The organism is Saliphagus infecundisoli (genome assembly GCF_020177375.1).
GTDB lineage: Archaea > Halobacteriota > Halobacteria > Halobacteriales > Natrialbaceae > Saliphagus > Saliphagus infecundisoli.
Window position 1 is genome coordinate 673412 of the sequence record NZ_JAIWHV010000001.1, and the last position, 26093, is coordinate 699504.

The 26093-nt window shown below is 69.4% G+C and carries 28 protein-coding genes; 17 read left to right on the forward strand and 11 right to left on the reverse strand.

The window, feature by feature from the left end:
• Positions 1-153: 153 nt before the first annotated feature.
• Together LCF40_RS03790 and LCF40_RS03795 are read left to right on the forward strand one after the other, a co-directional pair.
• The gene (locus tag LCF40_RS03790; RefSeq protein WP_224827413.1) at positions 154-612 is read left to right on the forward strand and encodes a universal stress protein; all 459 of its coding nucleotides are present in this window, start codon (positions 154-156) and stop codon (positions 610-612) included.
• Between the two features lie 128 nt (positions 613-740).
• Entirely contained in the window at positions 741-2099 is a 1359-nt protein-coding gene (locus tag LCF40_RS03795) for an aspartate aminotransferase family protein (RefSeq protein ID WP_224827414.1), read from the forward strand.
• A 13-nt stretch (positions 2100-2112) separates the two neighbouring features.
• Here LCF40_RS03795 and LCF40_RS03800 read toward each other — a convergent pair whose 3' ends face one another.
• From LCF40_RS03800 to LCF40_RS03815, 4 genes are all read right to left on the reverse strand, one after another.
• Complete coding sequence (locus LCF40_RS03800) at positions 2113-2514, reverse strand: pyridoxamine 5'-phosphate oxidase family protein (RefSeq protein ID WP_224827415.1); 402 nt, start codon at positions 2512-2514, stop codon at positions 2113-2115.
• A 91-nt stretch (positions 2515-2605) separates the two neighbouring features.
• On the reverse strand, positions 2606-2944 hold the full coding sequence (locus tag LCF40_RS03805; RefSeq protein WP_224827416.1) for a hypothetical protein: 339 nt from the start codon (positions 2942-2944) through the stop codon (positions 2606-2608).
• A gap of 90 nt (positions 2945-3034) precedes the next feature.
• Entirely contained in the window at positions 3035-3898 is an 864-nt protein-coding gene (locus LCF40_RS03810; protein WP_224827417.1) for a 2-oxoacid:ferredoxin oxidoreductase subunit beta, read from the reverse strand.
• Positions 3895-5643 (reverse strand): 2-oxoacid:acceptor oxidoreductase subunit alpha, encoded by a 1749-nt coding sequence (locus LCF40_RS03815; protein ID WP_224827418.1) that lies wholly within the window; start codon positions 5641-5643, stop codon positions 3895-3897. Before LCF40_RS03815 ends, LCF40_RS03810 begins: the two co-directional genes overlap by 4 nt.
• A gap of 200 nt (positions 5644-5843) precedes the next feature.
• On the opposite strand from LCF40_RS03815, the gene LCF40_RS03820 reads away from it, so the two are divergent.
• Both LCF40_RS03820 and LCF40_RS03825 read left to right on the forward strand, forming a co-directional pair.
• Complete coding sequence (locus LCF40_RS03820) at positions 5844-7007, forward strand: AI-2E family transporter (RefSeq protein WP_114575621.1); 1164 nt, start codon at positions 5844-5846, stop codon at positions 7005-7007.
• Between the two features lie 47 nt (positions 7008-7054).
• Positions 7055-7702 (forward strand): ferredoxin--NADP reductase, encoded by a 648-nt coding sequence (locus tag LCF40_RS03825; RefSeq protein ID WP_224827419.1) that lies wholly within the window; start codon positions 7055-7057, stop codon positions 7700-7702.
• 218 nt (positions 7703-7920) lie between these two features.
• On the opposite strand, the gene LCF40_RS03830 is transcribed toward LCF40_RS03825, so the two are convergent.
• A complete protein-coding gene (locus tag LCF40_RS03830) occupies positions 7921-8772 on the reverse strand; it encodes a hypothetical protein (protein WP_224827420.1) in 852 nt (283 codons plus the stop codon).
• Between the two features lie 254 nt (positions 8773-9026).
• Between LCF40_RS03830 and ddfA the strand changes: the two genes are divergently transcribed.
• On the forward strand, positions 9027-9302 hold the full coding sequence (gene ddfA, locus LCF40_RS03835) for a DdfA family disk-determining factor (protein ID WP_114575618.1): 276 nt from the start codon (positions 9027-9029) through the stop codon (positions 9300-9302).
• A gap of 30 nt (positions 9303-9332) precedes the next feature.
• On the opposite strand, the gene LCF40_RS03840 is transcribed toward ddfA, so the two are convergent.
• On the reverse strand, positions 9333-10082 hold the full coding sequence (locus tag LCF40_RS03840) for a ribonuclease H-like domain-containing protein (protein WP_224827421.1): 750 nt from the start codon (positions 10080-10082) through the stop codon (positions 9333-9335).
• A gap of 103 nt (positions 10083-10185) precedes the next feature.
• Here LCF40_RS03840 and LCF40_RS03845 point away from each other — a divergent pair, with 103 nt between their 5' ends.
• The 11 genes from LCF40_RS03845 (at position 10186) to LCF40_RS03895 (ending at position 21084) form a co-directional block, all read left to right on the forward strand.
• On the forward strand, positions 10186-10944 hold the full coding sequence (locus LCF40_RS03845; protein ID WP_224827422.1) for a DUF7547 family protein: 759 nt from the start codon (positions 10186-10188) through the stop codon (positions 10942-10944).
• Positions 10945-10980: 36 nt separating this feature from the next.
• Positions 10981-12312, forward strand: a complete 1332-nt coding sequence (locus LCF40_RS03850) for an isochorismate synthase (protein WP_224827423.1) — start codon at positions 10981-10983, stop codon at positions 12310-12312.
• Complete coding sequence (gene menD / locus LCF40_RS03855; RefSeq protein ID WP_224827424.1) at positions 12309-14132, forward strand: 2-succinyl-5-enolpyruvyl-6-hydroxy-3-cyclohexene-1-carboxylic-acid synthase; 1824 nt, start codon at positions 12309-12311, stop codon at positions 14130-14132. The genes LCF40_RS03850 and menD overlap by 4 nt, the downstream gene beginning before the upstream one ends.
• Before the next feature lie 111 nt (positions 14133-14243).
• Positions 14244-14501: a hypothetical protein gene (locus LCF40_RS03860; protein ID WP_224827425.1), complete on the forward strand. Its 258-nt coding sequence runs from the start codon at positions 14244-14246 to the stop codon at positions 14499-14501.
• 50 nt (positions 14502-14551) lie between these two features.
• Positions 14552-15124, forward strand: a complete 573-nt coding sequence (locus LCF40_RS03865; protein WP_224827426.1) for a hypothetical protein — start codon at positions 14552-14554, stop codon at positions 15122-15124.
• Between the two features lie 196 nt (positions 15125-15320).
• Positions 15321-16250 carry a 1,4-dihydroxy-2-naphthoyl-CoA synthase gene (locus LCF40_RS03870; RefSeq protein WP_224827427.1) on the forward strand — a complete coding sequence of 310 codons (930 nt, stop codon included), beginning with the start codon at positions 15321-15323 and terminating at the stop codon, positions 16248-16250.
• A 67-nt stretch (positions 16251-16317) separates the two neighbouring features.
• Positions 16318-17256 (forward strand): 1,4-dihydroxy-2-naphthoate polyprenyltransferase, encoded by a 939-nt coding sequence (locus LCF40_RS03875; protein WP_224827428.1) that lies wholly within the window; start codon positions 16318-16320, stop codon positions 17254-17256.
• Entirely contained in the window at positions 17253-18308 is a 1056-nt protein-coding gene (locus LCF40_RS03880; RefSeq protein WP_224827429.1) for a mandelate racemase/muconate lactonizing enzyme family protein, read from the forward strand. The genes LCF40_RS03875 and LCF40_RS03880 overlap by 4 nt, the downstream gene beginning before the upstream one ends.
• A complete protein-coding gene (locus tag LCF40_RS03885; protein ID WP_224827430.1) occupies positions 18301-19836 on the forward strand; it encodes a class I adenylate-forming enzyme family protein in 1536 nt (511 codons plus the stop codon). The genes LCF40_RS03880 and LCF40_RS03885 overlap by 8 nt, the downstream gene beginning before the upstream one ends.
• A 25-nt stretch (positions 19837-19861) precedes the next feature.
• On the forward strand, positions 19862-20659 hold the full coding sequence (locus LCF40_RS03890) for an NRDE family protein (protein WP_224827431.1): 798 nt from the start codon (positions 19862-19864) through the stop codon (positions 20657-20659).
• Between the two features lie 74 nt (positions 20660-20733).
• On the forward strand, positions 20734-21084 hold the full coding sequence (locus LCF40_RS03895; protein WP_224827578.1) for a helix-turn-helix transcriptional regulator: 351 nt from the start codon (positions 20734-20736) through the stop codon (positions 21082-21084).
• Here LCF40_RS03895 and LCF40_RS03900 read toward each other — a convergent pair.
• From LCF40_RS03900 to gatC, 3 genes are all read right to left on the reverse strand, one after another.
• Complete coding sequence (locus tag LCF40_RS03900) at positions 21081-21761, reverse strand: TIGR00266 family protein (protein ID WP_224827432.1); 681 nt, start codon at positions 21759-21761, stop codon at positions 21081-21083. The two genes, LCF40_RS03895 and LCF40_RS03900, sit on opposite strands and share 4 nt — an antisense overlap.
• A 64-nt stretch (positions 21762-21825) precedes the next feature.
• On the reverse strand, positions 21826-23091 hold the full coding sequence (gene gatA, locus LCF40_RS03905) for an Asp-tRNA(Asn)/Glu-tRNA(Gln) amidotransferase subunit GatA (protein WP_114575606.1): 1266 nt from the start codon (positions 23089-23091) through the stop codon (positions 21826-21828).
• Positions 23088-23366: an Asp-tRNA(Asn)/Glu-tRNA(Gln) amidotransferase subunit GatC gene (gene gatC / locus LCF40_RS03910; protein WP_224827433.1), complete on the reverse strand. Its 279-nt coding sequence runs from the start codon at positions 23364-23366 to the stop codon at positions 23088-23090. The genes gatA and gatC overlap by 4 nt, the downstream gene beginning before the upstream one ends.
• A gap of 81 nt (positions 23367-23447) precedes the next feature.
• Between gatC and purM the strand changes: the two genes are divergently transcribed.
• Complete coding sequence (gene purM / locus LCF40_RS03915; RefSeq protein WP_224827434.1) at positions 23448-24440, forward strand: phosphoribosylformylglycinamidine cyclo-ligase; 993 nt, start codon at positions 23448-23450, stop codon at positions 24438-24440.
• Positions 24441-24473: 33 nt separating this feature from the next.
• On the opposite strand, the gene LCF40_RS03920 is transcribed toward purM, so the two are convergent.
• A complete protein-coding gene (locus LCF40_RS03920; RefSeq protein WP_224827435.1) occupies positions 24474-24971 on the reverse strand; it encodes a macro domain-containing protein in 498 nt (165 codons plus the stop codon).
• A 45-nt stretch (positions 24972-25016) separates the two neighbouring features.
• A complete protein-coding gene (locus LCF40_RS03925; RefSeq protein ID WP_224827436.1) occupies positions 25017-25985 on the reverse strand; it encodes a helix-turn-helix domain-containing protein in 969 nt (322 codons plus the stop codon).
• Positions 25986-26093 lie beyond the last annotated feature (108 nt).

A 26093-nucleotide genomic window follows, 5' to 3' on the forward strand; every position in this document is an offset into this window, starting at 1 on the left:
GGTTCCCGCTGGTCGAGCAGGCCGAAAACGTTTCTCCCGTCGTTCGTACGGGTGACCGTCAGTGGGGTTCGGCCGACGGGGCCCGTCGAGTCCCTCGCGGATCCGACGACGGCGCGCCACAAGCTTCTAATAGTTCTTCGATCATCGATCGGTATGGACCGACCGCTCGTGGTCACCGATTCGAGTGATAGCGTCGTCGACGTCATCGAGGAGGCCGGGGAGCTCGCGGAGCTCTCGGGGGCCCCGCTTACCGTCCTGACCGTCGTCACCGAAGAGGAGTACCAGAACGATGCCGAGGTGTTGGGCGCCATCGCCGAGATGGAGGGCTCGTCCTACAGCGTCGAGCCGGCGACGTACGCCCAGGAGGTCGCCGAGACCGCCATCAACGACCTGCTCGCCGACCGGGACGTCGAGACCGAGGCCGTCGGCCGGTACGTCGACGACGACGGCGACCGCGCCGACGCGATCCTCGAGGTCGCCGAGGAGCGCGGCTGTGACTACGTCTTTCTCCTGGGACGCCGGCGGAGCCCGACCGGGAAGGCGATCTTCGGCGACACCGCCCAGGCGGTCATCCTCAATTTCGACGGCTACGTCGTCACGACGGCGCGATAAGTCTTCATCCGGCCCTCCCGGCGATCCACGTACCGCAGGCCCGACCGACGGACGCCGCGGGCTCCGATCCCGCGCTCGTTTTCCCGTTTGCGAAGATATAGACCGGGCGATATCCCACATAATCGTCCATGGATCTCCCCGCCATCGAGGAACTGCACTTCGAGGACGCACCCGCCGTCGACTCCCCACCGGGTCCCGAATCCCGGCGGCTCGTCCGCAGACAAGCCGAGATCGAGAGCGGCGCCGTCCTCTACCCGACAGACGTCCCGATCGCGTTCGAGAACGGGAAGGGCGCAACGCTGAAAGACGTCGACGGAAACCTCTACCTCGACTTCTTCGCGGGCATCGGCGTCCTGAACGTCGGCCACGCCAACCCCTACGTCACCGAGGCGGCCGTCGAGCAGGCCGAACGCCTCCCCCACACGCTTGACTTCCCGACCCGGACCCGGGTCGAACTGATCGAGACGTTGGACGAGATCGCGCCCGAGGGACTGCGGGGGCGAAACCGGGTGAACTTCGGCGGGCCGACGGGCAGCGACGCCGTCGAGGCGACGATCAAGCTCGCAAAGCGGGTGACGGGAAACGACGGGCTGATCGCCTTCCGGGGCTCCTTTCACGGCGAAACGTCCGGCGCCTACAGCCTCACCGCCGACACGAAGTACAAGCGCCACTACACCCCGCTGCTCCCGGAGGTCGAACACGCCCGGTATCCCTACCCGTTCCGCCAGGACGGCTCGCCCGAGGAGCTGGTTGAACGAGCCCTTGAGGACGTCCAAACCCTCCTGGGCGATCGCTACGGTGGAATGGCCAACCCCGCGGGCGTCTGGGTCGAGCCGATTCAGGGCGAGGGCGGGACCGTCGTCCCGCCCGAGGGCTTCCTTTCCGGACTCCGGGACCTCTGTGACGAGTACGAGGTCCCGCTGATCGTCGACGAGATCCAGACCGGGATGGGCCGGACCGGCGAGTGGTGGGCCAGCGAGCACTACGACGTCACCCCCGACATCATGCCGATGGCCAAGGCACTGGGAAGCGGCTTTCCCCTCTCGGGGACGATGTACGACGAGAATCTGGATGCGTGGGGCCCCGGCGGCCACACCGGCACCTTCCGCGGGTTCAACCCCGCGATGCGCGCCTCGATCCGCGCGATCGAATACACCCGCCACCACGACCTGCTCGCCCACGCCCGGGAGCTGGGCGCGTTCATCGTGGACCGCCTCGCCGAGTGCGAGGCGGAAAACCCCCACGTCGGCGAGGTCCGCGGGAAGGGGCTGTTCGTCGGGCTCGAACTCGTCACCGACGACGGCGAGCCCGCGCCCGACCTGTTGGAGACGGTCCGGACGACCTGCTACGAGAACGGTGTCCTCGTCTGGGCGGGCGGCCGGGGCGACAACGTGATCCGGCTGCTCCCGCCGCTGGTGATGACGGAGGCTCAGGCCGAGACCGGGATCTCGATCCTGATCGACGCGATCGAGTCGGCGACCGACTGACCTGCGGCGAACGTCAGCCCCAGGAGGCCGACGCCACCTCGACCCTGACGAGGGCCTCCGGAGGCTCACCGTCCTCCTCTACGCTCGGATCGCGGCCGCGATAGCGCTGGAACAGCCGCGTCCGGCCCGCCCACAGCTTCTCCTCGTCGGTAATCACGGTCGCGGTACCGAAGAGGACGACGTGCCACTGCCCTACCCCGTCCTCGGAGCGTTCGATCGACAGCGAGACTCGCGGGTTCGCCCGGATGTTCTCCAACTTCTTCCCGCCGGTGACGAACTCGGCGACGCCGTCCTCGTAGCGATACCAGATCGGGGCGACGTGGGGCCGGTCGTTCCGGCTCGTCGCGAGATGGGCCATCTCCCGGCCCGTGGTCAACCACTCCTCGACCTCCTCGGGGACGCTCGTCTCGGTCATCCAGTCGGGAGACGCCGTCGCGGCCGATAAGGGTTCGTCTCGGAGAGCGGGGTGCGGATGCTGGATCGAGTGGAAGGACGGTTACCCGGACTCACTCGGCCGCCGACCGGGCGAACTCAAGGAAGGCGATGACGCCCGCGAGCCAGACGACGAACACCGGGTCGAGGTCGCCCCCCGCAGTCCGCCGGCCGAACGCCAGCGGACTCACCGACAGCGCGAACACGCCGATGCCGTAGGCGACCGTCGCCGCTCGCCCCTCGAAGTCGGGGCTCGCCTCGAGCAGCGACCGGTCCGACGCGAGGACGAAGTAGGCGGCGCCCGTATAGACGAGGCCGACGACCAGTGCAGTCGTCGACCCGACCGCGAACCGGACGAGAGCGACGCCGATCGCGAGACCGACGAGGACGGCGAGGAGGGGCGTTTGGTTCACGGATCGACGTGTCAGTCTCGGGGGAATAGTCGTTCCGGTTGTCGGTCCGGAGGGTCGATCGAAGGGAGACGGGCGGCCGGAACCCGGAGGTCAGTAGAACTCGCGGACGAGGTCCATCCCGTCCTCGGGGGCGCCGTCGGGAATCTCCGACATGTCCTCGGTGACGCCGTGTTGCTCGTGGTAGGGCACCGAGTTCTCGTCCTGGTAGATCACGCCCTGGTACTCCTTTTCGCCGTCGAGGATGACGTCTGCCGCGGCGTCGTAGTCGTTGGGATCGTGGCCCTCCTCCTCGAGGTCCACCAGGGTGTCCCGGAAGTAGTCGTAGGTGTCGACGTCGTTGAAGGTGACGCAGGGCGAGAAGACGTTGACGAAGCCGAAGCCGTCGTGTTCGATCGCCTCCTGGACGATCTGGGCGTGGCGCTGGGCGTCCGAGCTAAAGGACTGGGCGATGAACGACGCGCCCGAGGAGAGCGCCAGCGCGAGCGGGTTGACCGGGGGCTGTTGGGGGCCCTCGGGGGTCGTCGAAGTCTCGAAGTCCGAGCGCGAGGTCGGCGACGCCTGGCCCTTGGTGAGCCCGTAGATCCGGTTGTCCATCACGACGTAGCTCATGTCGACGTTCCGGCGGACGGCGTGGACGAAGTGGCCCGCGCCGATCGAGTAGCCGTCGCCGTCGCCGCCGGCGACCATGACCTCGATGTCGGGACGGGCCATCTTGACGCCCGTGCCGACGGGGAGCGCACGCCCGTGGACGCCGTGGAGCGCGTAGGAGTGCATGTAGGTCCCGATCTTGCCCGAACAGCCGATCCCGGCCACCACGAAGGTGTTGTCGGGGTCGTTGCCGGTGTTGGCGAGGGCTTTCATCATGCCGTTCATCGTCCCGAAGTCACCGCATCCGGGACACCACGTCGGCTGTTTGTCGGACTTGAAGTCGACGAATCGTACGTCTGAGCTCATTGTGCTGGCACCTCCGAGGCGAGTTGGTCGTCGATCTGTGCGGCGAGTTCGTCCGCCTTGAAGCGGACGCCGGTGTACTTGTTGATTCGGTCGACGCGGGTAAGGGTGTCGTGTTCGATGACGTCGGCGAACTGGCCGGTCGCGTTACACTCGACGACGATGGTGTTCTCGGCGGCCTCGATCTCGTCGGTGAGGTCGGGCCGCGGGAAGAGGTAGGGTACCGAGAGCACCCGGACGTCTTCGTCCATGAGATCGAGAGCCTCGACGAGCGCACCCTCGTTCGAGCCCCAGGAGATCACGAGGTTCTCCGAGTCCGGGTCGCCGAACTCGCGGTAGTCCCACTCCTCTTCGTCCCGGGCGGTCTCGAGCTTCCGGTTTCGTTTGTCAACCTGCTGGACGCGCTCGCCTTCCTCCTCGGTCCGTCGGCCGAGTTCGTCGTGTTCGAGCCCGGTCGACATGTGGGCACCGTCGACGGTGCCGGGAAGCGCCCGCGGGCTGACGCCGTCGTCGGTGTCGGCGTGGGCCCGAAAGCGGCCCTGGTCGTCGAGCCACTCCTGGGCCTCCTCGTCGTCGACGATCTTGCCGCGTTCGATCTCGACGTCGTCCATGTCGAACGCTTCGGGCGGGAACGTCCGTTCGGTCACCGCGAGCGCGAGGTCGGAGACGAGATACACGGGGGTCTGGTACTTCTCGGCGTAGTTGAACGCCTCGACGGTCTTCCAGAAACACTCGGTGATCGTCGTCGGCGCGAGGACGAACCGGGGGACCTCGCCGTGGCCGCCGTAGAGGGTCATGTTGAGGTCGCCCTGTTCTTGCTTGGTGGGCATCCCCGTCGAAGGGCCCGACCGCATCACGTCGGCGATCACGAGCGGCGTCTCGCTGGTGGCGATCAGCCCGAACGTCTCGGCCATCAGATCGATCCCCGGACCGGAGGTCGCGGTCATCGACCGGGCGCCGGCGCGGGCGGCCCCGAGGGCCATGTTGATCGCCGACAGCTCGTCTTCGGCCTGGACGACGTGGCCGCCGTACTCCTCGATCCGGCCCGTCAGGTACTCCATGACGTTCGTCGCGGGGGTGATCGGATAGCCGGCATAGAACCGACAGCCCGCCGCGATCGCGCCCATCCCGATCGCCTCGTCGCCGTTGAGCAGGACGTAGTCGCTGTCGGTGGTCTCCAGATCGTAGCCCAGATCGAGGTCGTCGTAGTTCTCGCGGACGTAGTCGCGACCGAGGCGGGCGGCCTCCTTGTTGTTGTCGACGATCTTCGAGCCCTTGCCGCCGAAGCGCTTCTCGAGGGCCTCGTCGAGATACTCGACGTCGAAGCTCGCGAGCTCGCAGGCCGCTCCGAGCGCGACGACGTTTCGCATGATCGCGCCGCCGGCGTCCTCGGCCAGGGACTTCAGCGGGACGTCGACGGCGGTCATCTCCTCGGGGATGTCGGCCTCCCAGGAGCGCTCGCCGTCGTAGATGATCGCGCTGCCGTCGTGGAGTTCGTCGACGTTCTCGTCGATCGTTCGTTGGGTCAGGGCGACGAGAACGTCCAGGCGGTCGACGACGCTCTGGACGTCGTCGACGGCGGTTCGGATCTTGTAGGCCGTGTAGCCCCCCCGGATCCGGGACGCGAAGTCCTTCGACGTGAAGACGTGTCGTCCGGCCCTGGCAAGCGCCTGGGCGAAGATCTTCCCGGTCGAGTCGATGCCGTCCCCGGCCTCGCCGCCGACCGCCCAGTTTAGGTCCTCGGCCATGTTATGGCGGCCCTAACCCTCGGCAAATGAAAAGGCTTCTGAAACCCTTACCGGCCCCGAACGATCGTCTCGGCTACTCATCCCCGAGTAAATTTCCGCTACGGTTTCCCCATCCCGGGTAGCCATCGCCTCCGCGTCGAGTTCCTGTCGGAGTTCGGACCATCGACGGGATGAAATGACCGTCGTCCGTATCGGGTGCCATGGAAATCGACCGCGAACTCCGGCGACGGATCGGGCTCGGACTCGTCGTCCTCGCGCTCGCGGCCGTCGTCGGCTACATCGTCTGGCGCTTCGTCGCGGCCGTCGTCTTCGCGGTCTTTCTCTACTACGCCGTTCGCCCGATCTACCGCTCGCTCGGACGCTTCGGGCTCCCCAGGCGCACCCGGGCCGGCCTCGCACTGGTCCTCTTCGGCGTCCCCTTCCTCCTCCTTGTGGGGTACACCCTGATGATCGTCGCCCTCGAGGTGCAGGGGTTCGTCGAGACCTACGATCTCCAGACCCAACTCGTCGAGCGGGCGATCGAGGAGTTCGGCGTCGCGGGGATCGACCTGAACGAGCTCCAGGAGGCCCTCGCCGGCGCGGGTGCCCAGGCCTCCCTCGGAGTCGCCCTCGTGAGCCTCGGTGGCGCGGTCAGCGCCGTCGGCTCGGCGCTGGTCCAGTTGCTCGTCGTCGTCGTGGTGACCTACTACATGCTGATCGACGGCCCGCGGCTGGTCGCCTGGATCGTGGAGACGTTCGACGAGTCCGGCGCCCTCCGGCGGTACGCCCGGGCGGTCGATCCGGAGCTGTCGCTGACGCTCTTCGGTAACATCGTCAACGTCTTCGTGACGGCGATCGTCGGCGTCTCGACGTTCTACGCCTACAATTTCTTCGTCCCGCCGACGGTCGAGGTGCCGTTCCCGGCGCTGGTGGGGGCGCTCGCGGGGCTCGGAAGCCTGATCCCCGTCGTCGGGATCAAACTCGTCTACGTCCCCGTCGTCCTCGGGCTGGGGGCGACCGCCGTGCTCTCGGGCGAGCCCGCGTTACTGGTCCCCGTCGGAATTCTCGCTGCCGTGAGCGCCGTCGTCATCGACTTCATCCCCGACTTCTTCATCCGGGCGCTGGTCAGCGGCGAGCGGACCCACACCGGCCTCCTGATGGTTTCGTACATCGTCGGCCCCGTCGTCTTCGGTTTCTACGGGCTCTTCTTGGTCCCGATCGTGCTCGTGCTCGCGACGAACGCCGCCACGATCCTCCTCCCGTACGTCCTCGGGAGCAGACCCGGGCGACAGTCTCGTCTCGAGGAGTACCCCGACGCCGACCGCGAGGAGACGACGGTCCCGTCCGCCGAGCGGGAGCCGGCGGTGCCCACGGAAGACGAGTAGCCGACCGCATGGGGAACGCCTTTTGCCCTCCCGGGACTCGCCCCGGTATGGAAGGCACCGCGGTCACCGTCGCGGACGTCCGCGAGGTCGGCCCTGACACCGTCGCCCTCGAGCTCGAGACTCCCGCGGGGTTCGACGCCGCCCCCGGCCAGTTCGTCCTGTTGCGCGCGGAGGTCGACGGCGAGGAGATCGCCCGCCACTACACCCTCTCCTCGCCCCGGGTGGGAGAGCGCTTCGAGATCACGGTCGGAATCGATCCCGACGGCGACCTCTCGCCGTGGCTCGCCTCGCTGTCGGGCGGCGAAACCGTCCACGTCGAGGGCCCCTTCGGCGAGATCACCTACGAGGGCGGCGAGGACGTCGTCGCCGTCGCCGGCGGCCCCGGGATCGGCCCGGCGGTCGCGATCGCCGAAGCCGCCCGCGAGGCCGGCCGGGAGGCCGCGGTCGTCTATCAGTACGACGGCGATCCGGCCCACGGTGACCGTCTCGAGACCCTCGCCGAGTCGGGCGCGTCGGTGGCGCTCCTCGAGGGCAGCGAGGGGGGAGACGAAGAGCTCGCCGACCGCGTCGCCGACCACGTCGAGGACGGCCGGTTCTACGTCTTCGGGTTCGAGGCGTTCGTCCGCGGGGTCGCGGACGCGATCGAGGCGGCCGGCGGCGACCCCGACGACGCGGCGATCGAGAACTTCGGCTGAGACGGTCGGAGACGACGATGTACCGCTCGATCGCAGCGCCAGGTTGCGATCGACAGTGCGCTGACTCACGTTCCGACCCTGTGGCTCCGAACGACCCGAATCCGGCGGCTACGTCCGGCAGTCGGCGACCACGAACGAAATGACTGACCCCGCCGGCCCGGAGACGAAAGACGGCGGAAGGCGGTCTCGATACGAAAGAAGAAAGCGGTTCGTGACGGTTATTCGGCGTCCTCGGCGGCGGCGATGACGCGTTCGACCAGCTCGTCGTCCTCGACGAGGTACTCGACGGTCTCGCGGACGCGTGCGACCAGTTCCTCGTCGGTCATGAGGTCGGCGACGACCTCGAGCATCCAGTCGACGTCGATGGTAAAGGAGAGGAGTTCGGTACCGGTCTCGTCACACAGCGTGACGCGGACCTCGTGGATGTCGGTGCTGAACCCGTCCATGTCGCCGATCGACTCGACGGTGTCGGTCGGGACCGACTCGACGGTGTCCATCAGCATCGGTTCGATCGCTTCGAGCATCGGCTCGATCTCCTCGGCCGACATCGACTCGACGTCCTCGCTCGAGATCGATTCGGCGTCCTCGGCCGAGATCGATTCGGGGTCCATCTCGGCGAGCATCCCGAGGCCCTCCGCCGACATCGGGACCTCCCCGAGGAGGTCCTCGCGGCTGGTGTCGACGACCCCGTTGACGACGAGGACGCCCTCCTCGCAGGCCATCCAGTCGACGGTCATGGCGTCGCCCCCGACGCTGAACCCGTCAGCGTCGAACCCCGTGATCCCCTCGACGTCGCCGTCGTAGTCGGCGTCGGGACCGTCCTCGCTGTCGGACTCCTCGTTGCCGCTCTCCTCGCCGGCCGTCCCGTCGTCGCTGTTGTCGGCGCCGCTCTCGTCGGTGCCGTTCTCGCTTCCGTCGGCCGTCTCCTCGCCGCCGCCCGTTTCGTTGGAGGTCTCGTCGGACGTCTCGTTGCCGTCCGTGTCGTCGCCTTCCTGGGCCCGCCCCGTACAGCCGGCGACGGCGACGGCCAACGCGCCCGCACTCCCGTACAGCAGCTCTCGTCGTTCCATACGTCCTCCGTCTACGAGCGGGTGCAAAAACGTTTTGGTGAGGATCTATAAAATATATTGTTAGTCCGGCGTTCGAATCCCGTCGAAACAGTCAGGAACGAACGACGGAATCCCGACCGTCCACCGGAGGGAATCGACGGACGACGGTCGTGCAGCGATTCGACCCGAAACCCTCGTATTACCGGCCGCAACCGCCGATAACGGTGGAATCGAATCCACAGTCTTTATCAGTAGGAAGGTGGTGAGTCCGGTCAATGCTCCTCTCAGTGGACCGATCGGACCGGGACTCTACCCGGTCGCTCAGTTTCGAGATCATCGCGGCCGTCGCCGAACGCGAGGGTGTCGATCCGACCGAGATCGAACCCCCCGAGTACGAGGCGCTGTACGAGGTCTTGGATCCCGAAGCGCTCGACGCGCTGTTCGCCCCCCGTCAGAACGGCGCCGAGCGCGCCTCCGGACGCGTCGAGTTCCGGTACTGTGGCTACGACGTCACCGTCACCGACGGCGGCGAGGTCTCGATCGAGAACTGACGGTTCCGGCCGACCGACGCTGGTTTTCCATCAGTCCGCACACGCCGACTCGAAGACCTGCCGGTGGAGGCGGTCGGCGACCCGTTCCGTCACGGTCTCCAAGTTCACCGTGTCGGCCCGGTTGTACTCGATCAGGCGCTCGAGAGAGTCCTCGTCGCCGCGTTCGTACCGGTGCCAGAGGCGGACGGCGTCCCGCCCCGAGAGATCGGGTCGCTCGCGCTCGATCCCGAGGTCGCGTTCGACCTGCTTGAGCCCGCCGGTAAGCTCGAGCGTCCGACAGGGGTAGAGGAGATCGACGTGGGGCAAGGAGGCGTCGACGTCGTAGCAGGTCTCGAGAAAGGGAACGTCGAAGCGCTGGCCGTTGAAGGTGACAAGCAGCGCCGAGCGGTCGAGTTCGGCCTGGAGGCGCTCGGCCGTCAGATCGCGGCCGGCGACGAGCGTGGTCGTCTCGCCGCCCCGATGGAGGGTGACGGTCGTCACGTCGTTCGAGTCGGCGTCCAGTCCCGTCGTTTCGATGTCCAGAAAACACGCGCTCCGAGAGGCGTTTTCGTAGAGGCGCCACCGGCTCGAGGCGGGGAGTTCGTCGGCGAAAAAGGAAAGGTCGTCGTCGGCGAGTCGGGTCCGACCCTCCTCGATGTAGGCCTCGATCCGGTCTGCGGTCGTCGGGCCGACGACGTCCCCCGCGAACTCGTCCCAGTGGGTGACCCCCGACTCCCAGAGCTTCCGCTCGGTTCGCTCGCCGACGCCACGAACCGGGATGAAGCTGTTCTCGATTCGCACACCCCTTCTGGGGCGCGTGTGATCTAAAGCGTACGGGTTTCCGGCGACGGCGGGACCCCGCGGAACCGGCCGACTTTTCATCCGGCCGACCGTATCGCTCCCCATGGCCGAGCGAAACGACGCTGCCGACGCCATCGGCGACCTCGTGGACACCCTGGAGGAACTCCGGGGGGAACTCGAGCCGGATAGCCCGGGACCGGGGCGGGGACCGCCGCTTCGCCCGCCTACACCCGGGGAGCTCCTCCGGATGGCCGACGAGGTCGCGATCCCGCTCCTGATCCGCGCCCTCGAGGCCCAGATCCGGGCCCTCGAACGGCTCCAGCGTGCCGTCGGGCTCCTCCGCAGAGAGCGGGAGGTCCGCGAGCGGACGGGCGAGACCCGAGAGCGGAGCCGCGAGCGCGTCGAGGGCCTCCGGGACCGGACCCTAGACGGGTTGGATGACGTGCTCGCGGAACTCGGGCGGACCGTCGAGGGCGAGCCGACCGATCGACGGGCCCGCGAGCTGCTCGCCGACGCCCGCGAGCTGCGCGACGAGATCGACGACCGGCTCCGGGACGCGACCGAGGGCCGCGAGCGACGGGGGCGGGATTCCGACCGCGTTCGCGACGCCCGGACGATCGAGGTGACGTCGCCCGACGAGGAGGACGAGGACGAGGAGACGGACGTGGACGTCGACGCCGAACTCGACACGCTTCGGGACCGCTACAGGCCCGAGGAGGGCGGCGAGGAGGCCGACGGCCTCGATGGCGGGGACGAGTCCATCGACACCGATGGCGAGGATGACGAGGGAGACGACACGGAGGAATCCGGAGAGGGCGACGGGGCCGACGGCGACGACGATCGGCCCCCCGGAGCGAGATAGTTAGGCTGAAGGCGTCCCCAGCCCGAGTCCGGGTAGATGAACCGATCGTCGGGCGACGTGGCTGGGGAGACTATCGCGGCCGACCCGGTCGGGCGGAGCCGCGAACTCGGGGACGTCTCCTTCGGCGCCGTCGCCGACGTCGGCGAGGGGGCCCACGTCCAGTGGGCGGCCCCCGACGGACTCGAGCTGCTCGGGCGGGGCGTCGCGGCGGCGTTTACCGCCGCTGGCGGGAACCGGATCGAGGACGTCCGGTCGGCGGCGGCCGCGTTCTTCGATCGGCTCGACCACGACGGTCCCCCCGAGAGCCGGTCGCGTGCCCTGGGCGGCCTCGCGTTCCACGCCGACCACGGCCCCACTCCGCCCTGGACCGGGTTCCCCGCGGCGTCCTTTCTCGTGCCGCGGATCCAGCTCACGCGGACCGACCGAGGGACGTGGCTGACTGCAGTCGGCGACGGCGAGCGGGCCGCGACGGACCTGCTCGCGGAGTGGGAGGAGCGCCTCGAGAGGCTGGCGACGATGCGCCCCAGCGGGACGAAGCCGGGGGTCGAACGGAGCCGGCGGCCCACCTCGCGGTCGGCCTGGCGCGAGCGGGTCGAACACGCCCTGGCGCGGATCGCCGACGGCGATCTGGAGAAGGTCGTCCTCGCCCAGACCCTGGCGGTCGAACTCGGGGAGGGAATCGACGTCGCGGCGACCGTCGAACGCCTCCGCCGGAAGTATCCGGGCTGTTACCGGTTCCTGATCGATCCCGACGCGGGCGGGCGGACGTTCTTCGGGGCCCCCCCCGAACGGCTCGTTTCGATGCGGGGCGACCGGATCGAGACCGAGGCACTCGCGGGCTCGGTCGCCCGCGGGGAGAGCCCCGAGGAGGACGAGGAACTCGCCGACAGGATGCGCGAGGACGAGAAGCTAGAGCGCGAACACGAGGTCGTCGTGCGCGCGATCCAAGCACAGCTCTCGCCGATCGCCGCCGACGTCTCGGTCGGCGAGCGGACCGTCCGCCGGCTGGCGACGATCCAGCACCTCAGGACGCCGATTACGGCCCGGGCCGGGGCGGCCGACCACGTCCTCGACGTCGTCGGCGCCCTGCACCCGACGCCCGCGGTCGGCGGGCTTCCCCCCGATCCCGCCATCGAGACGATCCGGGCGGTCGAGGGGTTCGACCGGGGGTGGTACGCCGCCCCGATCGGCTGGTTCGACGCGGAGGGCGACGGCGAGTTCGCCGTCGGGATCCGGTCGGGAGTCGCGAGCGAGCGCGAGGTCACCCTCTTTGCGGGCAACGGCATCGTCGCCGACAGCGACCCCGACGAGGAGTGGGCGGAGATCCAGCTCAAGTTCCGGCCCGTCCTCGACGAGCTCGAACGATGACCGACCGCCGGCCGCCGAACCCCTCGACGCTCTGGGCCGAGGTTCTGGTGTCCGAACTCGCCGCGGACGGGCTCTCCGCGGTCTGTATCGCCCCCGGGAGCCGCTCGACGCCGCTGACGGTCGCCTTCGCCGCCCATCCCGACGTCGAGGTCTACTCCCATCTCGACGAGCGTTCTGCTGCGTTCTTCGCGCTCGGGCGCGCCCGCCGGACCGGCGAGCCGACGGCACTGGTCTCGACCTCCGGAACGGCGGCGGCGAACTTCCACCCCGCCGTGATCGAGGCCCACCAGGGCCGGGTCCCCCTCCTGCTGCTCACCGCCGACCGGCCCCGGGACCTCCGGGACAGCGGCGCCAACCAGACGATAGACCAGGTCGATCTCTACGGGGACGCCGTCCGGTGGGCAATGGATCTCCCCGAGGCCAGGCTCGAGGAGCGCCCGGTCGAAATGCTCTGGACGACCGCCGCGCGGGCGCTCGCCGCCGCGACCGGAACGCCCGCGGGCCCGGTCCACCTCAACTGTCCGTTCCGAAAGCCTCTGGAGCCCGTCGAGACGGGCGAGATAGACGCCGACTTTCTCGACCGGATCGACCGGGATGGGGACGAGGGACCCGCCGTCCGGACGACCGGGGGGACGCCGGTCCCGGCAGCCGAGGACGTCGCCCGGATCGCGGAGACCATGGAGAGCGCCGACCGGCCCCTGGTCGTCGCCGGCCCCGCCGACCCCCCGGGAATCGACGCCGGGAGGATCGCAGGTCTCGCCAGGGCGGTCGGCGCCCCGATCCTCGCGGACCCGCTGTCGGGACTGCGCTTCGGCGAGCACGTCCGCGAGCGGGACGGGGAGTCGCCGAGGGTCGTCTTCGGCGGGTACGACGCCTACCTCCCCGATCCCGACCTCGCTCCCGACGTCGTCCTCCGAGTGGGGGCCTCGCCGACCTCGAAGCCGCTTCGGAACTGGTTGTCCGACGTCGCTCCGAAGCAGTTCCTGATCGACCCCGCGGGAGGGTGGCGCGAGGCGACCTACGCCGCGACGGATCTCGTCGTCGCGGATCCCGACCGCTTGGTCGGCGACCTCCTCGCGGTTCTCGAGACCGACGGAAACGACGGGAGCGGTGACGCGGGCACGTCGGGATCCGCCGGCAAGTGGCTCGAGGACTTCCATCGCCGCGAGGCCGCCCACTGGTCGGTCGTCGAGCGGGCGACCGACCCCGATCGGCTGGCCGCAGCGCCCTTCGAGGGCGCGGTGCTGGCGGCGGCGCTCGCCGAGGCGCCCGACCCCGCGACCGTCTTCGTCTCAAACAGCATGCCGATCCGGGACGCCGACCGTTTCGGCCGGCCCCGGGCGGCGGAGCTCTCGGTGCTCGCCAATCGGGGCGCGAGCGGGATCGACGGCATCACGAGTACGGGACTGGGTGCCGGTTCGGCGGTTGAGGAGCCCCTCGTGATCGTGACCGGCGACCTTGCGTTCTACCACGACTCCAACGGGTTGCTCGCCGTCGGGCGCTGTGGCGTCGATGCGACCATCGTCGTCCTCGACAACGACGGCGGCGGCATCTTCCACATGCTCCCGATCGAGGAGTTCGATCCGCCGTTTACGGAGCAGTTCAAGACGCCCCACGGCCTCGAGTTTTCGTACCTCGCCGAGTGCTACGGTCTCGAGTTCGAGTGCGTCGCGCCCGCCGACTTCTCCGAGCGGTACCGCGCCTCGCTGGCGAGTGCGGGAACCCAGGTGCTTTCGGTGGCGTTCGACGCGGAGGCGAGCCATCGTCGGCGGGAGGAGTTGGAGGAACGGAGTTTGACGGGCGGAAACGGAGACGAGTAGTCGGCCCGGGGACCGCGGCGGGTGTTCGGTCGAGGTTCTTTATATTCCGGCTCCACGAGGTGAACGAATCCGGGAGAAATACGTTCTCAGAAATGGACGTCTATCCGACGAATGGATCCCGTTCGATTCCTCCGCGAGGGCCTGGCTGACGACTCGTTACGGACCGCGATCCTCGTCGGCCTCGCTACGATTCCGTTTACGCTCGTGCTCTCCTGGGAGCCGGCGGCCGGCGACACCGTCGTCGTCGGTGGCTCCGTCTCGGGGACGCCCATGCTCCTGCCGGACTCGTCGTCGGCTCCCTGTATCGCAACCGGGGGGCTCGCCGAGCCGGGATCTGGACCGGCCTCGCGGCCTCGATCGGGACGGTAACCGTCTTCGTTGCCAACACGGTCACGACGGTTCCGCCGGACTCGTTGTGGATGGTCGCGCTCGCGGCCGTGCTGGGGCCGGTCGTCGTCGGGCTCGGCGTCGCCCTCACGGTCGCGTTCACGACGGTCGCCGCACTGGTCGGCGGATGGGCCACGACCCGGCTCCAGCGGGATCGGCGAAACCGGGCAGCGAGAAGCGGGGAGACGGGTGCCACCGGTCGGTCACGATGGTGGCTCGCCGTTCTCGTCTACGCGGTCGTCGCACCGGTCGTCTTGGTGTATGTGCTTTGGGTTCGACCGGAGAGCGGCGTCGGCCTCGTCCTCTCTATCGTGGGTGTGTTCGGGCTCGTCGTCTCCGCCGTCGTCGCGTTCGTCGGGCTGTTCATCGACGTGACGGCGCCCCGGGACCCCGCCACGGACCGGCTCCCGTCCGTCCGGCTGTACGTCGGCGTTCCGATCGGGGCGGCCGTTCTCGCCTACGCGATCGGGGCGCTTCGCGCGACGGGAAATCCCGTGGGGGACGGAACGTACGGCTTCGTTATCGCGCTCTGGGTTTGCGTAACCGCCTACCTCGTTTTCGAGCGGCGGCCGGGAGGGACGGTACCGAGCGGATCGAACGCGTAGCCCTCCCCGGAGGCCGATCGCGGGTTCAGAGAGAACCAGTCCCAACCGACCTCGCGGTGACCGACACACTGGCGCTGACGATGGTCGACGGGCGACTCGCCATCCACGAGGAGACCGCGATCGCCGTTGTGAACGGCGAGATCGTCGCGACTCCGAACCGGGTCCCTATTTGGCGCTCTCCGCGTAATTCGAGGACATGGTTTCGGACCTGTTCGATCCCGACCGCTGGGAGCCCGTCGAGGGCTTCGACCCCGCCGATCTCACCTATCACCGTGCCGTCGATTCGGGCACCGTCCGGATCGCCTTCGACCGCCCCGCCGTCCGGAACGCCTTCCGGCCGGAGACCGTCGACGAACTGCTCGAGGTGCTCCGGGACGCAAAGCGCCGGACTGACGTCGGCTGTGTCCTCCTGACCGGAAACGGTCCCTCGCCGAAGGACGGCGGCTGGGCGTTCTGCTCGGGCGGCGATCAGACGATCCGGGGCGACGAGGGCTACGAGTACGGCGAGGACGGCACGGACGGCGAAGGTGGGGGGAACGACGACGGGGATGGCGATGGCGAGCAGTCGGCGGCTCCCCGACTCCATATCCTCGAGGTCCAGCGGCTCATACGCCACCTCCCGAAGGTCGTCGTCTGCGTCGTCCCCGGCTGGGCCGTCGGCGGCGGCCACTCGCTGCACGTCGTCTGTGATCTGACCATCGCGAGCGAGGAACACGCCAAATTCCTCCAGACCGACCCCGACGTCGCGAGCTACGACGCGGGCTTTGGCTCGGCGTACCTCGCCAAACAGATCGGCCAGAAGAAGGCCCGAGAAGTGTTCTTCCTCGGGAAGACCTACAGCGCCGAGGAGGCAGCCGAAATGGGGATGGTCAACGAGGCGGTTCCCCACGAGGAGTTAGAGGAGCGAGCCCTCGAGTGGGGCGAGCGCATTAATTCGAAGAGTCCGACGGCGATGCGGATGCTCAAGTACGGGTTCAACATGGCCGACGACGGGATGGTCGGCCAGCAGGTGTTCGCCGGGGAGGCGACGCGGCTGGGCTACATGACCGACGAGGCGCAGGAAGGTCGGGAGGCGTTCGTCGAGGGGAGGGAACCGGAGTTCGATGGCTTCCCCTGGCACTACTAGGGGAGCGTCTGCCGGGACACTCGACCGAACCACCACCGCTTTGGCTCCCCTCGTCTAAACCCCGGCAATGAGCGAGACGGCGGAGCTCTCGGTGGGAAGGGCCTGGCTGATGGCCGCCCGGCCACAGACGCTGCCCGCGGCCGCGGCGCCGGTGATCGTCGGCACCGGGGTGGCGATCCACGAGGGACTCTTTGCTCCCCTGCCCGCGCTGTTCGCGTTCGTCGGTGCCGCCCTGATCCAGGTGGGGACCAACTTCGCGAACGACTACTACGACGCAAAGAAAGGCGCCGACACCGACGACCGCGAGGGCTTTACCCGGGTCACCCAGTCGGGACTGATCGCCGAAGAGAGCGTCAAGCGCGCGACCCTGCTTACGTTCGGGCTCGCGATTCTCTCGGGAACGTACCTCGTCTACGTCGGCGGGCTCCCGATCCTCGCGATCGGACTGATCAGCGTCCTCTGTGGGTGGGCGTACACCGGCGGCCCCTATCCCCTGGGCTATCACGGCCTCGGGGACCTCTTCGTCTTCGTCTTCTTCGGGCTCGTCGCCGTCGTCGGCACGTTCTACGTCCAGGCCGCGGCGACCCTGGCGGCCCCGCTCCCGATGGGGGCCCCCGAGGGCACCGTCACCACCGAAGCCGCCGTCGCGAGCCTCCCGGTCGCCGGGCTCTCGACGGCCGTCCTCGTCGTCAACAACGTCCGCGATCTGGAGACCGACGCCGCGACCGGCAAGCGAACGCTCGCGGTTCGGCTCGGCTACCGGGCCAGCCGGCTCGAGTACGCCGCCCTCCTCGCGCTCGCGTACCTGACTCCCTTCTGGTTTCTCGCGCGGGGCTTCTCGCCCGCCGTCCTCCTCCCCCTCCTGACCCTTCCCTACGCCGCCCTCGTCGCCCGGACCCTCTCGACTCGGACCGACGGCGAGGCCCTCAACCCCGCCCTCGAGCGAACCGGAAAACTGCTCGCGGGGTTCGCACTCCTCTTTGCCGCGGGGGTGGCGATCGGGTGACCGACCTGGCGTATCGCCAGTTCTCGCTGGCGCTCGCCGAGCCCCTCGAAACCTCGAGGGGGCCGATCGAGGCCCGCGAGGGGTTTCTGATCCGGCTGACCGACGACGACGGCGGCGAGGGGGTCGGCGAGGCGACTCCCCTACCCGGCTGGACCGAGTCCATCGAGGACTGTGAGCGCGCCATCGAGCGGGCGCGGGAGGCGGCCCGTGAGGAGGGACTCGCGGGCGCCCTTGAGGCGGTTTCGGATGCGCCGGCGGCCCGCCACGGACTCGCGCTCGCCGCACTCGACCGGGCGGCCACCGGTGCGGATACACCGCTCTACCGCCATCTCGGCGGCGACGGCGTCGAGCGGGTACCGGTCAACGCCACCGTCGGCGACGGCTCGCCCGACGAAACCACCGAGGACGTTCGCGAGGCGGTCGACGACGGCTTCTCGTGTTGCAAGCTGAAAGCCGGCGTCGGGAGCGTCGAGCGGGACGTGCGGCGGGTCCGGCGGGTTCGGGAGGCCGTCGGTGCCGACCTCGAGCTCCGGCTGGACGCCAACGGCGCCTGGTCGCGTGCGGAGGCCGAGCAGGCCGTCGAGGCCCTCGGTGATGACGTGGACCTGCTAGAGCAACCGCTTTCCTCCGACGACCTCGCGGGCCACGCCGACCTCCGCGGGCGCGGCGTCGCGGTCGCGATCGACGAGGGGCTCTACGAGCGCGGGATCGACGCCGTCGTCGGGGCGGACGCGGCCGACGCCATCGTCGTGAAACCGATGGCGGTCGGCGGGGTGGACGCCGGGATGAAGCTCGCGGTCTGGGCCCGGGAGTGTGGGGTCGTCCCCGTCGTGACGACGACGATCGACGCGGTCCTCGCGCGGACGGCGGCGGTCCACCTCGCGGCGGCGATCCCCACGGAGGGGAAGCGACCGGCGAGCGGGCTGGCGACCGCCGACCTGCTCTGTGAGGACCTCGCGGCCGACCCGGTCGAACTCGAGGGCGGCGAGGCGACCGTTCCCCAGGAGCCCGGTCTCGGCGTCGCGGGCGCGTGGGGTGGTCGGGATGCGTAAAACGCCCGACTGGCCGACGACCGATCCCGTCGCCCATCGCCGGGAGGCGACCCCGAACCGGACGGCGCTCACGGACGCGGCGGGGGAGTCCTGGGACTACCGCGAGTACGACCGACGGGTCGAGACACTCCGGCGCTCGCCCGCCCTCGATCCGGGGGCGCGGATCGCCGTCCTGCTCCCCGCACGGCCCGCGTTCGCCCTCCTCCCGTTCGCGGCGATGCGGGCCGGCGCCTCCCTCGTTCTCCTCCCGACCCGGGAGACGGTTCCCGAACTCGCGGCCAAGGCCCATCGCGCGGGGGTCGACGCGGTCGTCTGCGGGGACTCGACCGAGGAGACGTCCGTCGATCTCGCCGAGAGCGCGGGGGTCCCGGCGTACTCCGTCGACGAGCCCACGAGGGCGACCGTCGAGGCGCTCACAACCGGTCCCGTCGCCGACGGTCCCCGAGACCGTCCACCGCTCGAGCCCGACCGGACCCTGCTGATCGCCTTTACCTCGGGAACCGGCGGCGAGCCCAAAGGTGTCAGGCTCACCGCCGGCAACCTGCTCGCGAGCGCGCAGGCCTCGGCCTACCGGCTCGGGGTCGTCCCGGGTGATCGGTGGCTCTCGCCGCTCGCGATGTACCACGTCGGCGGGCTCGCGCCGGCGATCAGGTGCGCGCTGTACGGAACCACGGTCGTGATCGACCGCGGGTTCGACGCCGACCGGACGCCGGAGGTGATCGACCGGGAGGGCGTGACCTGCCTCTCGCTCGTCCCGACGATGCTCCGCCGGCTGCTCGAGGCCGGCTGGACTCCCCCCGACTCCCTCAGATTCGTCCTGCTCGGGGGTGCGCCGGCGGCGCCGACGTTGCTCGAGCGCGCCGGGGACGCGGACGTCACCGTCTGTCCGACCTACGGGATGACCGAGGCCGCCTCCCAGGTCGCGACCGCGAGCCCCGCCGAGGACCCGCTCGCCCAGGGGGTCGGCCAGCCGCTTTACTCCGCGTCGGTCTCGATCGTCGGCCACGACGGCGAGCCCGTCGCGCCAGGGGAAGTCGGCGAGGTCGTCGTCGACGGGCCGATGGTGACTCCCGGCTATCTCGACGACGATCGAACGGAGGAGGCGTTCGGTCCCCGCGGGCTCGCGACGGGCGACGTGGGAACCCGCGACGCCGAGGGCTACCTCCGGATCGCGGGTCGGCGAAGCGACCGGATCGTCACCGGCGGGGAGAACGTCGATCCCGGCGAGGTGAGCCGGGTCCTCGAAGCGCATTCAGCGGTCGCGGAAGCGGCGGTCGTCGGCCTCGCCGACCCGGAGTGGAGCGAGCGCGTCGGGGCGCTGATCGTCCCCCGCGGCGAGGCGCCGACCTCCGGCGAACTCTGCGAGCACTACGAGGATCGGCTTGCGGGGTTCAAGCACCCGCGGACGGTCGTGTTCGCCGATTCGCTCCCCCGGACGGCGTCCGGAACCGTCGACCGGGAGGCCGTCCGCGATCGCCTCGAGAGCGCCGGGACGCGGCCCGAAGAGGAGTTCGGGGACGGGAGTTAAGCCCCGCGGCCCCCTCTCTCCGGTCGTGTGTACGCTCGTCCTCGCCTGGCACTGTTTCGACGGGACGCCGATCGCCGTCGCCGCGAACCGCGACGAGGCGGCCGATCGGCCCTCCGACCCCCCAGGGGAGTTCGCCGCGGGCGTCCTCGCGCCCCGCGATCTGGAGGCCGGGGGGACCTGGATCGGCGTCACCCGAGGGGGACTCGTGGCGGCGATCACCAACCGCTGGACCGACCGCGAGGTCGCCGGAGACCGGTCCCGGGGCCTGCTCGTCGCCGACGTCCTCGACTGTGAATCGGCCGATGAGGCGATTGACCTCGTCTCTCGAGAGACCGACCGCCATGAGTACGACGCGTTCAACCTCACGATCGCCGACCGGGAGCGGGCGGTCGTCGCAGAGTGGGACGGGGAGCTCTCGATCACCGACCTCTCGCCGGGCGTCCACGTCGTCGTCAACGTCGCCGTCGACGACCGGCTCTCGATTCCCGAGCGCCGGGCGGAGGTCGGGCGACAGCAGGCCGAGAACGCCCGGCGGGTTCGACGGGAACTCACCGTGGGAGAGAACGAGGGGGTCGAGGGATGGCTCGACCGCGCGGGCGACGTCCTCTCGAACCACGAGTACGGCGTCTGTGTCCACGGCGACGGCTTCGGGACCCGGTCGTCGTCGCTGCTTGCCGTCGGCGAGGGTGCTCGGTATCTGTTCGCTGACGGACCGCCGTGTCGGACGGCTTACGAGCGGGTCGACGGCGCGGTCGAGTGGGGCGACGACGTGCGGCCGGACACGCGGACGGACGCCGAGGGCGACCGCGAGGGCCAGGTTTAAGCGGATCGCGGTCCGTCTCCCCGTATGGACGAACCCCTGTGGATAGGCCGAGCCACGTCGGTCGGGTGGTCGCCGTGAGCGTCTCGGAGATCGAATCCGAACTCTCCGAGGACGAACGCGCCGGCCTCGCGCTCGTCCGGGAGTCGGGCGGGATTCACCAGAGCGACTTCTGGAAGGAACTCGAGGTCTCCTCGCGGAAGGGGAGCCGGATCGCCGAGTCGCTGGTCGAGAAGGAACTCGTCGACCGCGAGGAGGCGGTCTACGGCGGTCACAACACCTACTACATCACGCCGACCGCAGAGGACCTCGATTTCACGCTGCTGATGGCCGGCGACATGCTCTCGCCCTTTATCGGCGAAGAGGAGGTCGATCCCAACAGCGACGCCTTCTCTCAGTGGATCATGAACCTCGCCTACGAGGACTAGCTCTCGCCGCCGGACGACAGCTTCGGCTCCAGCCGGTCGACCAGCCCATCGAGGTCCCGCGTCTGGTACCAGACCGAGCCGGGTCCGGTGAAGTCGAAGACCAGCCCCTCGCCGCTGAACAGCGTCGATTTCAGCCCGCCGACCCGCCGGGTCGAGGAGTCGACGCCGTCCTCCCAGGCGACGAGGTGCTCGTTGTCGAGCGTGTACGTCTCGCCGGCCTCGAGGTCGAGGCGCTCGAGCCCGCCGTAGGCGTCGAGGAAGGCCGTGCCGGTTCCCTTCAGTGCCAGCGGCGTCAGGCTCGCGCCCCCGAGCATCGACGTGAGGCCGCCGAGCTCGGAGTCGATGTCGATGCCCTCGGTCGCCGCGAGGAAGGCGCCGTCGACACTGTACAGCGTCTCGTCGGCGAGTTCGTACGCGAAGACGTCCCCGGGCGTCGGCGGGGCGAACGTCACCCGTCCGGGCTCGTCCTCGGCGACGAACCGGTTGGCGACCATCGACTCCCCGCCCAGCATCGACTTCGCGGAACTGACGAGCCCGTCGCGGCTGCTCGTCGTCTCGATCGTGACCGTCGAGGAGTGGCCCACCATCGCGCCCGGTTCGGCGACGATCGCCTCGCCCGGGTCGAGATCGACGACGAGGTGGCTGTACGACGGGCGGTGAGTGAATTGCGTGTCCATGAGTCCCTCGTTTCCGGGATCATATCACTGCAGGAAAACTCTTGTGGCGCCGGCAGGTCGCCGGCTACGCCAGCGCGCTCGCCGCCCGGATCAGCCGCCGCTCGCCGAAGGCGGGGCCGATGAGCTGGAGACCGACGGGAAGGCCGTCGGTTTCGCCCGCGGGCACGGAGATGGCGGGCAAGTCGGCCAGATTGACCGGGACGGTGTTCGCGTCGGCGAGGTACATCTGGAGGGGATCGTCGAGACTCTCGCCGAGTTCGAACGGCGGGACGGGCATCGTCGGGCTGGCCAGCACGTCGGCCTCCTCGAGGGCCGAATCGAAGTCCTGCTTGACCCACGCGCGGGCGTCCTGGGCCTTCGCGTAGTACTTGTCGTGGTAGCCCGCCGAGAGCGCGTACGTCCCTAGGAGGATCCGGCGTTTGACCTCCTCGCCGAACCCCTCCTCGCGGGTCCGCCCGAACGCCTCGTTCCAGTTGCCCTCCGCCTCCGCGCTATGGCCGTACCGGACCCCGTCGAACCGCGCGAGGTTTGAGGAGGCTTCCGAGGTCGCGATCACGTAGTAGGCCTCGACGGCGTGTTCGATCGAGGGAAGACTCACCTCGCGGGTCTCGGCGCCCCGGTCCTCGAGTTCCCCTAACGCCGCCCTCGTGGTCTCGACGACCCCCTCGTCGGCGCCCTCGAACAGCTCCGTCGGAACGCCGATCGTGAGCCCCTCTACGTCGCCGGTGGCGGCGTCGGCGTAGCTCGAGTCGTCGCCCTCGGTTCGGGTAGTTGCATCCCGATCATCGCTTCCGGCGATGACGTCGAGCAAGGCCGCCGCGTCCGCGACGGTCTCGCCGAACGGGCCGATCTGTTCCAAACTATTCGCGTAGGCGACGAGGCCATAGCGCGAGACGAGTCCGTAGGTGGGCTTGATGCCGACGACGCCACAGAACGCGGCGGGACACCGGACCGATCCCCCGGTGTCCGAACCCAGCGCGAGGTCGGCCTCGCCGGCGGCGACCGCCGCCGCCGATCCGCCCGAGGAGCCCCCCGGAACTCTTCCGGGTGCGACCGGGTTCTCGGTCGGGCCGAAGTGGGAGGTTTCGGTCGTCGAGCCCATCCCGAACTCGTCCATGTTGGTCTTGCCGACGACCGTCGCGCCCGCTTCCTTCAGTCGGGAGACGACCGTCGCGTCGTACGGTGGGACGTACTCCGCCAGCATTCGCGAGCCACAGGTCGTCCGAACGCCCGCAGTCGAGATGTTGTCCTTGACGGCGACCGTCCGTCCGGCGAGGGGTCCCTCGTCGCGTCCCTCGATCCGTTCTTCGGTGATGAACGCGTCGCTCATGAGACGTTGGGCCCCTTGAAGTAGCCCTCCTCGGTCTCGGGGGCGTTCTCTAAGGCCCGCTCGCGCTCCAAGGGGTCCCGGCTCTCGTCGGGGCGCATCACGTTCGTGAGGTCGGCCTCGCGATCGACTTCGGGTACTTCGTCCAAGGTCTCGAAGGCCGCGAGGATCTCGCCGAACTGGCCGGTAAAGGCCTCGACCTCGTCCTCTGCGAGGTCGATCCGGGCGAGTTCGGCGACGTGGCGGACCTCCTCGGGGGAGACGGCGTCGTCGCTCATGTTCACTCGCACTCTCGGACCGGGAGTAAGGGTTTCGATCCGACCGGTGGGCTTTTGCCCGTTCCCGCTGCTCGTCGGCACATGACCGGAAGCGACGGCGGCGACGGAGACTCGCTGACCTACGCCGAGGCCGGGGTCGACATCGGGGACAGCGAGGACGCGACCGCGGCGCTGCTCGCGGCGTTCGGCAGCGACCTCACCACCGAGTACGCCGGCCTGCTCGACATCGGCGACCGCTACCTCGCGCTGGCGACCGACGGCGTCGGCACCAAACTGATGGTCGCCGACGCACTCGAGGAGTTCTCGACGATCGGGATCGACTGCATCGCGATGAACGCAAACGACCTCGTCGCCGCGGGCGTCACCCCCGTCGCGTTCGTCGACTACCTCGCGGTTGACGAGCCCGACGACCGGCTGGCACGCGAAATCGGCGAGGGGCTCGCGGTCGGCCTCGAACGGGCCGACCTCACGCTGCTGGGCGGCGAGACGGCGGTGATGCCCGAAGTCGTCTCCGGGTTCGACCTCGCGGGGACCTGTGCCGGTCTCGCCGGGAAGGGGGAGGTCATAGACGGCGACGCCGAGGTCGGCGACGCGCTCGTGGGCGTGCCCTCCAGCGGGATCCACTCGAACGGGCTCACGCTCGCCCGCGAGGCCGTGACCCGCGACCACGAGTACGGCGACGAGTTCCCGCTCGACCCCGAGGTGACCATCGGCGAGGAACTGCTCCGGCCGACCCGGATCTACACCGATCTGCTCGAGCCGATGGGCTCTCACGAGATCCACGCCGCGGCCCACGTCACCGGCGGGGGCTGGACGAATCTCCTCCGGATGGGCGAGCGCCGGTACGTCATCGAGGACCCGCTTCCCGCCCAGCCTATCTTCGAGTTCGTCCAGCAGGAGGGCTCGGTCTCCGCCGAGGAGATGTACCGGACGTTCAACATGGGGACGGGGTTCGTCCTCGCGCTCGCCCCCGAGGAGGCAGAATCCCTGGCCGCCGAAACCGACGGCCGGGTGATCGGCCGCGTCGCGGCGGGCGAGAGCGTCGAGATCCGTGGCCTGTCGCTGTCCGGATAGGGCGACCTCACGGCAGGTCCGACGATCGCCCGGTCACTCCGCCGTCGCGTCCCGAATCGTCGAACGCTCCTCGTCGCTGTGGGCGATGAATCGGACGTCCGACAGCGTCCGGGGCTCGTACTCCCGGATCGTCTCGCCGATGATCGCCGCACCCTCCTCGAGGTCGAAGCTGGCGACGCCACAGCCCAGCGCGGGGATCACCAGCGACTCGCAGTCCCGGTCGTCCGCGGCCGCGATGGCGTTCCGGGTCGCCTCGCGGATGCTCTCGGCCGTCGCCTGCCCGTCCCCGTAGTGGGGCATCGCGGCGGCGTGGATCACGTAGTCGGCGTCGAGATCGTAAGCGCCGGTGACCGCTACTTCGCCGAGATCCACGGGCCCGTTCTCCATCGCCTCCTCGTTGATCCGCCCGCCCGCGCCACGGCGGAGCGCGCCGGCCGCTCCGGGACCCATCCGGAGGCTCGTTCCCGCAGCGTTGACCAGCGCGTCGGCGGACTGTGCGGCGATATCGCCCCGGATCACCTCGAACTCCATGCGCGGGCGTACGGTCCGCCGCCCCAAAACGTTGGGTCGAAGGCGTCACTCGACGGCGACGACGTTCAGACCGTCGTCGAGTTCCAGGGCGACCTCGTCGCCGTCGATCGCGGTCGTCACCCGCACGCGGGGCGGCTCCTCGGAGACCTGCTCGACGGCCGAGCCGCCGACCTCCAGGCGCCGGGCGATGTGATCCAGGTCGTTGAACCCGTACTGCAACTCGAGGCCGTGTTCGTCACAGAAGGCGACGACGGCGGGGTGGTACTTCGCGACGGTTCCCAACGGTGCCTGGGCGAGTTCCTTGCAAACGGTACACCGAAGCCGGGCGACGATCCGGAGGTGTCGATCGCAGTTCCGACAGGGTCCCCCCGATTCGTGGTCCTCGCAGATCGCGAGCGACCGCTCGACAGGTCCGGAGCAGGTGGGACAGACCTCCTCAAGCATGCCGTATATCCGCTGATAGCTGTGGACCCACGCCGCGGCGTAGATCTCGCCCGCCGACCGGTTGGCGAGTCCCGCGGGGTCGAGAGAGAACTTGGCGAGGTGTCCCCTCGACCGATCGCCGGCATCCGTCCACAACCCCGCACACTCCGTACAGCGGACGTAGACCCAGCCGTCCTCGTAGGCGACCGCAACGGGTTCGCCACAGAGCTTGCAGGCCATATCGACCGCGGTCGACTCGAGCGTGGGTTCCTCGAGGCCCGTCCCCGCGATCACCGAGCGGACGAGCTTCAGCCCCGCCTGCGAGAGTTCGTAGCCGCCGTCGGTCGCCCGGACGAAGTGGTCCTCGAGACGATCGAGGTGGTAGTTGAACTGACCGCTGTCGGCCGTCCCGACCCGGTCGCGAAGCTCCGAGAACCGGACGGTGACCTCCCCGAACGGATCGTATTCCTCCCACAGCGCGACCAGAATAGCCAGCCGCGTCTCGTTGCCGAGCAGTTCGAACGCCTCCGTCGCGTACGCCCCGGCGGATACCTCCTCGAGGGGCGAGTCGGACGAACCGGCATCGACCATACGGATAGGCCGGCAACCGGCGACATAAAACCGGAGGCCCGCGGTCTCCGCTCCTCGCGCATGCCGGTCGCGGAAGGCACGTCTTAGGTAGACCAAAACCCTTTTAGA

Excerpts from the sequence above, each read along its gene's own strand:
- LCF40_RS03795 (WP_224827414.1), top strand. The coding sequence starts at position 741 with ATGGATCTCCCCGCCATCGAGGAACTGCACTTCGAGGACGCACCCGCC.
- LCF40_RS03825 (WP_224827419.1), top strand. The coding sequence starts at position 7,055 with ATGGAAGGCACCGCGGTCACCGTCGCGGACGTCCGCGAGGTCGGCCCT.
- LCF40_RS03845 (WP_224827422.1), top strand. The coding sequence starts at position 10,186 with ATGGCCGAGCGAAACGACGCTGCCGACGCCATCGGCGACCTCGTGGAC.
- LCF40_RS03920 (WP_224827435.1), bottom strand. The coding sequence starts at position 24,971 with ATGGAGTTCGAGGTGATCCGGGGCGATATCGCCGCACAGTCCGCCGAC.
- LCF40_RS03900 (WP_224827432.1), bottom strand. The coding sequence starts at position 21,761 with ATGGACACGCAATTCACTCACCGCCCGTCGTACAGCCACCTCGTCGTC.
- LCF40_RS03875 (WP_224827428.1), top strand. The coding sequence starts at position 16,318 with ATGAGCGAGACGGCGGAGCTCTCGGTGGGAAGGGCCTGGCTGATGGCC.
- LCF40_RS03830 (WP_224827420.1), bottom strand. The coding sequence starts at position 8,772 with ATGGAACGACGAGAGCTGCTGTACGGGAGTGCGGGCGCGTTGGCCGTC.
- LCF40_RS03860 (WP_224827425.1), top strand. The coding sequence starts at position 14,244 with ATGGATCCCGTTCGATTCCTCCGCGAGGGCCTGGCTGACGACTCGTTA.
- LCF40_RS03925 (WP_224827436.1), bottom strand. The coding sequence starts at position 25,985 with ATGGTCGATGCCGGTTCGTCCGACTCGCCCCTCGAGGAGGTATCCGCC.
- LCF40_RS03870 (WP_224827427.1), top strand. The coding sequence starts at position 15,321 with ATGGTTTCGGACCTGTTCGATCCCGACCGCTGGGAGCCCGTCGAGGGC.
- LCF40_RS03810 (WP_224827417.1), bottom strand. The coding sequence starts at position 3,898 with ATGAGCTCAGACGTACGATTCGTCGACTTCAAGTCCGACAAACAGCCG.
- LCF40_RS03885 (WP_224827430.1), top strand. The coding sequence starts at position 18,301 with ATGCGTAAAACGCCCGACTGGCCGACGACCGATCCCGTCGCCCATCGC.
- LCF40_RS03820 (WP_114575621.1), top strand. The coding sequence starts at position 5,844 with ATGGAAATCGACCGCGAACTCCGGCGACGGATCGGGCTCGGACTCGTC.
- LCF40_RS03850 (WP_224827423.1), top strand. The coding sequence starts at position 10,981 with ATGAACCGATCGTCGGGCGACGTGGCTGGGGAGACTATCGCGGCCGAC.
- ddfA (WP_114575618.1), top strand. The coding sequence starts at position 9,027 with ATGCTCCTCTCAGTGGACCGATCGGACCGGGACTCTACCCGGTCGCTC.
- menD (WP_224827424.1), top strand. The coding sequence starts at position 12,309 with ATGACCGACCGCCGGCCGCCGAACCCCTCGACGCTCTGGGCCGAGGTT.
- LCF40_RS03865 (WP_224827426.1), top strand. The coding sequence starts at position 14,552 with ATGGTCGCGCTCGCGGCCGTGCTGGGGCCGGTCGTCGTCGGGCTCGGC.
- LCF40_RS03815 (WP_224827418.1), bottom strand. The coding sequence starts at position 5,643 with ATGGCCGAGGACCTAAACTGGGCGGTCGGCGGCGAGGCCGGGGACGGC.
- LCF40_RS03800 (WP_224827415.1), bottom strand. The coding sequence starts at position 2,514 with ATGACCGAGACGAGCGTCCCCGAGGAGGTCGAGGAGTGGTTGACCACG.
- LCF40_RS03790 (WP_224827413.1), top strand. The coding sequence starts at position 154 with ATGGACCGACCGCTCGTGGTCACCGATTCGAGTGATAGCGTCGTCGAC.
- gatA (WP_114575606.1), bottom strand. The coding sequence starts at position 23,091 with ATGAGCGACGCGTTCATCACCGAAGAACGGATCGAGGGACGCGACGAG.
- purM (WP_224827434.1), top strand. The coding sequence starts at position 23,448 with ATGACCGGAAGCGACGGCGGCGACGGAGACTCGCTGACCTACGCCGAG.
- gatC (WP_224827433.1), bottom strand. The coding sequence starts at position 23,366 with ATGAGCGACGACGCCGTCTCCCCCGAGGAGGTCCGCCACGTCGCCGAA.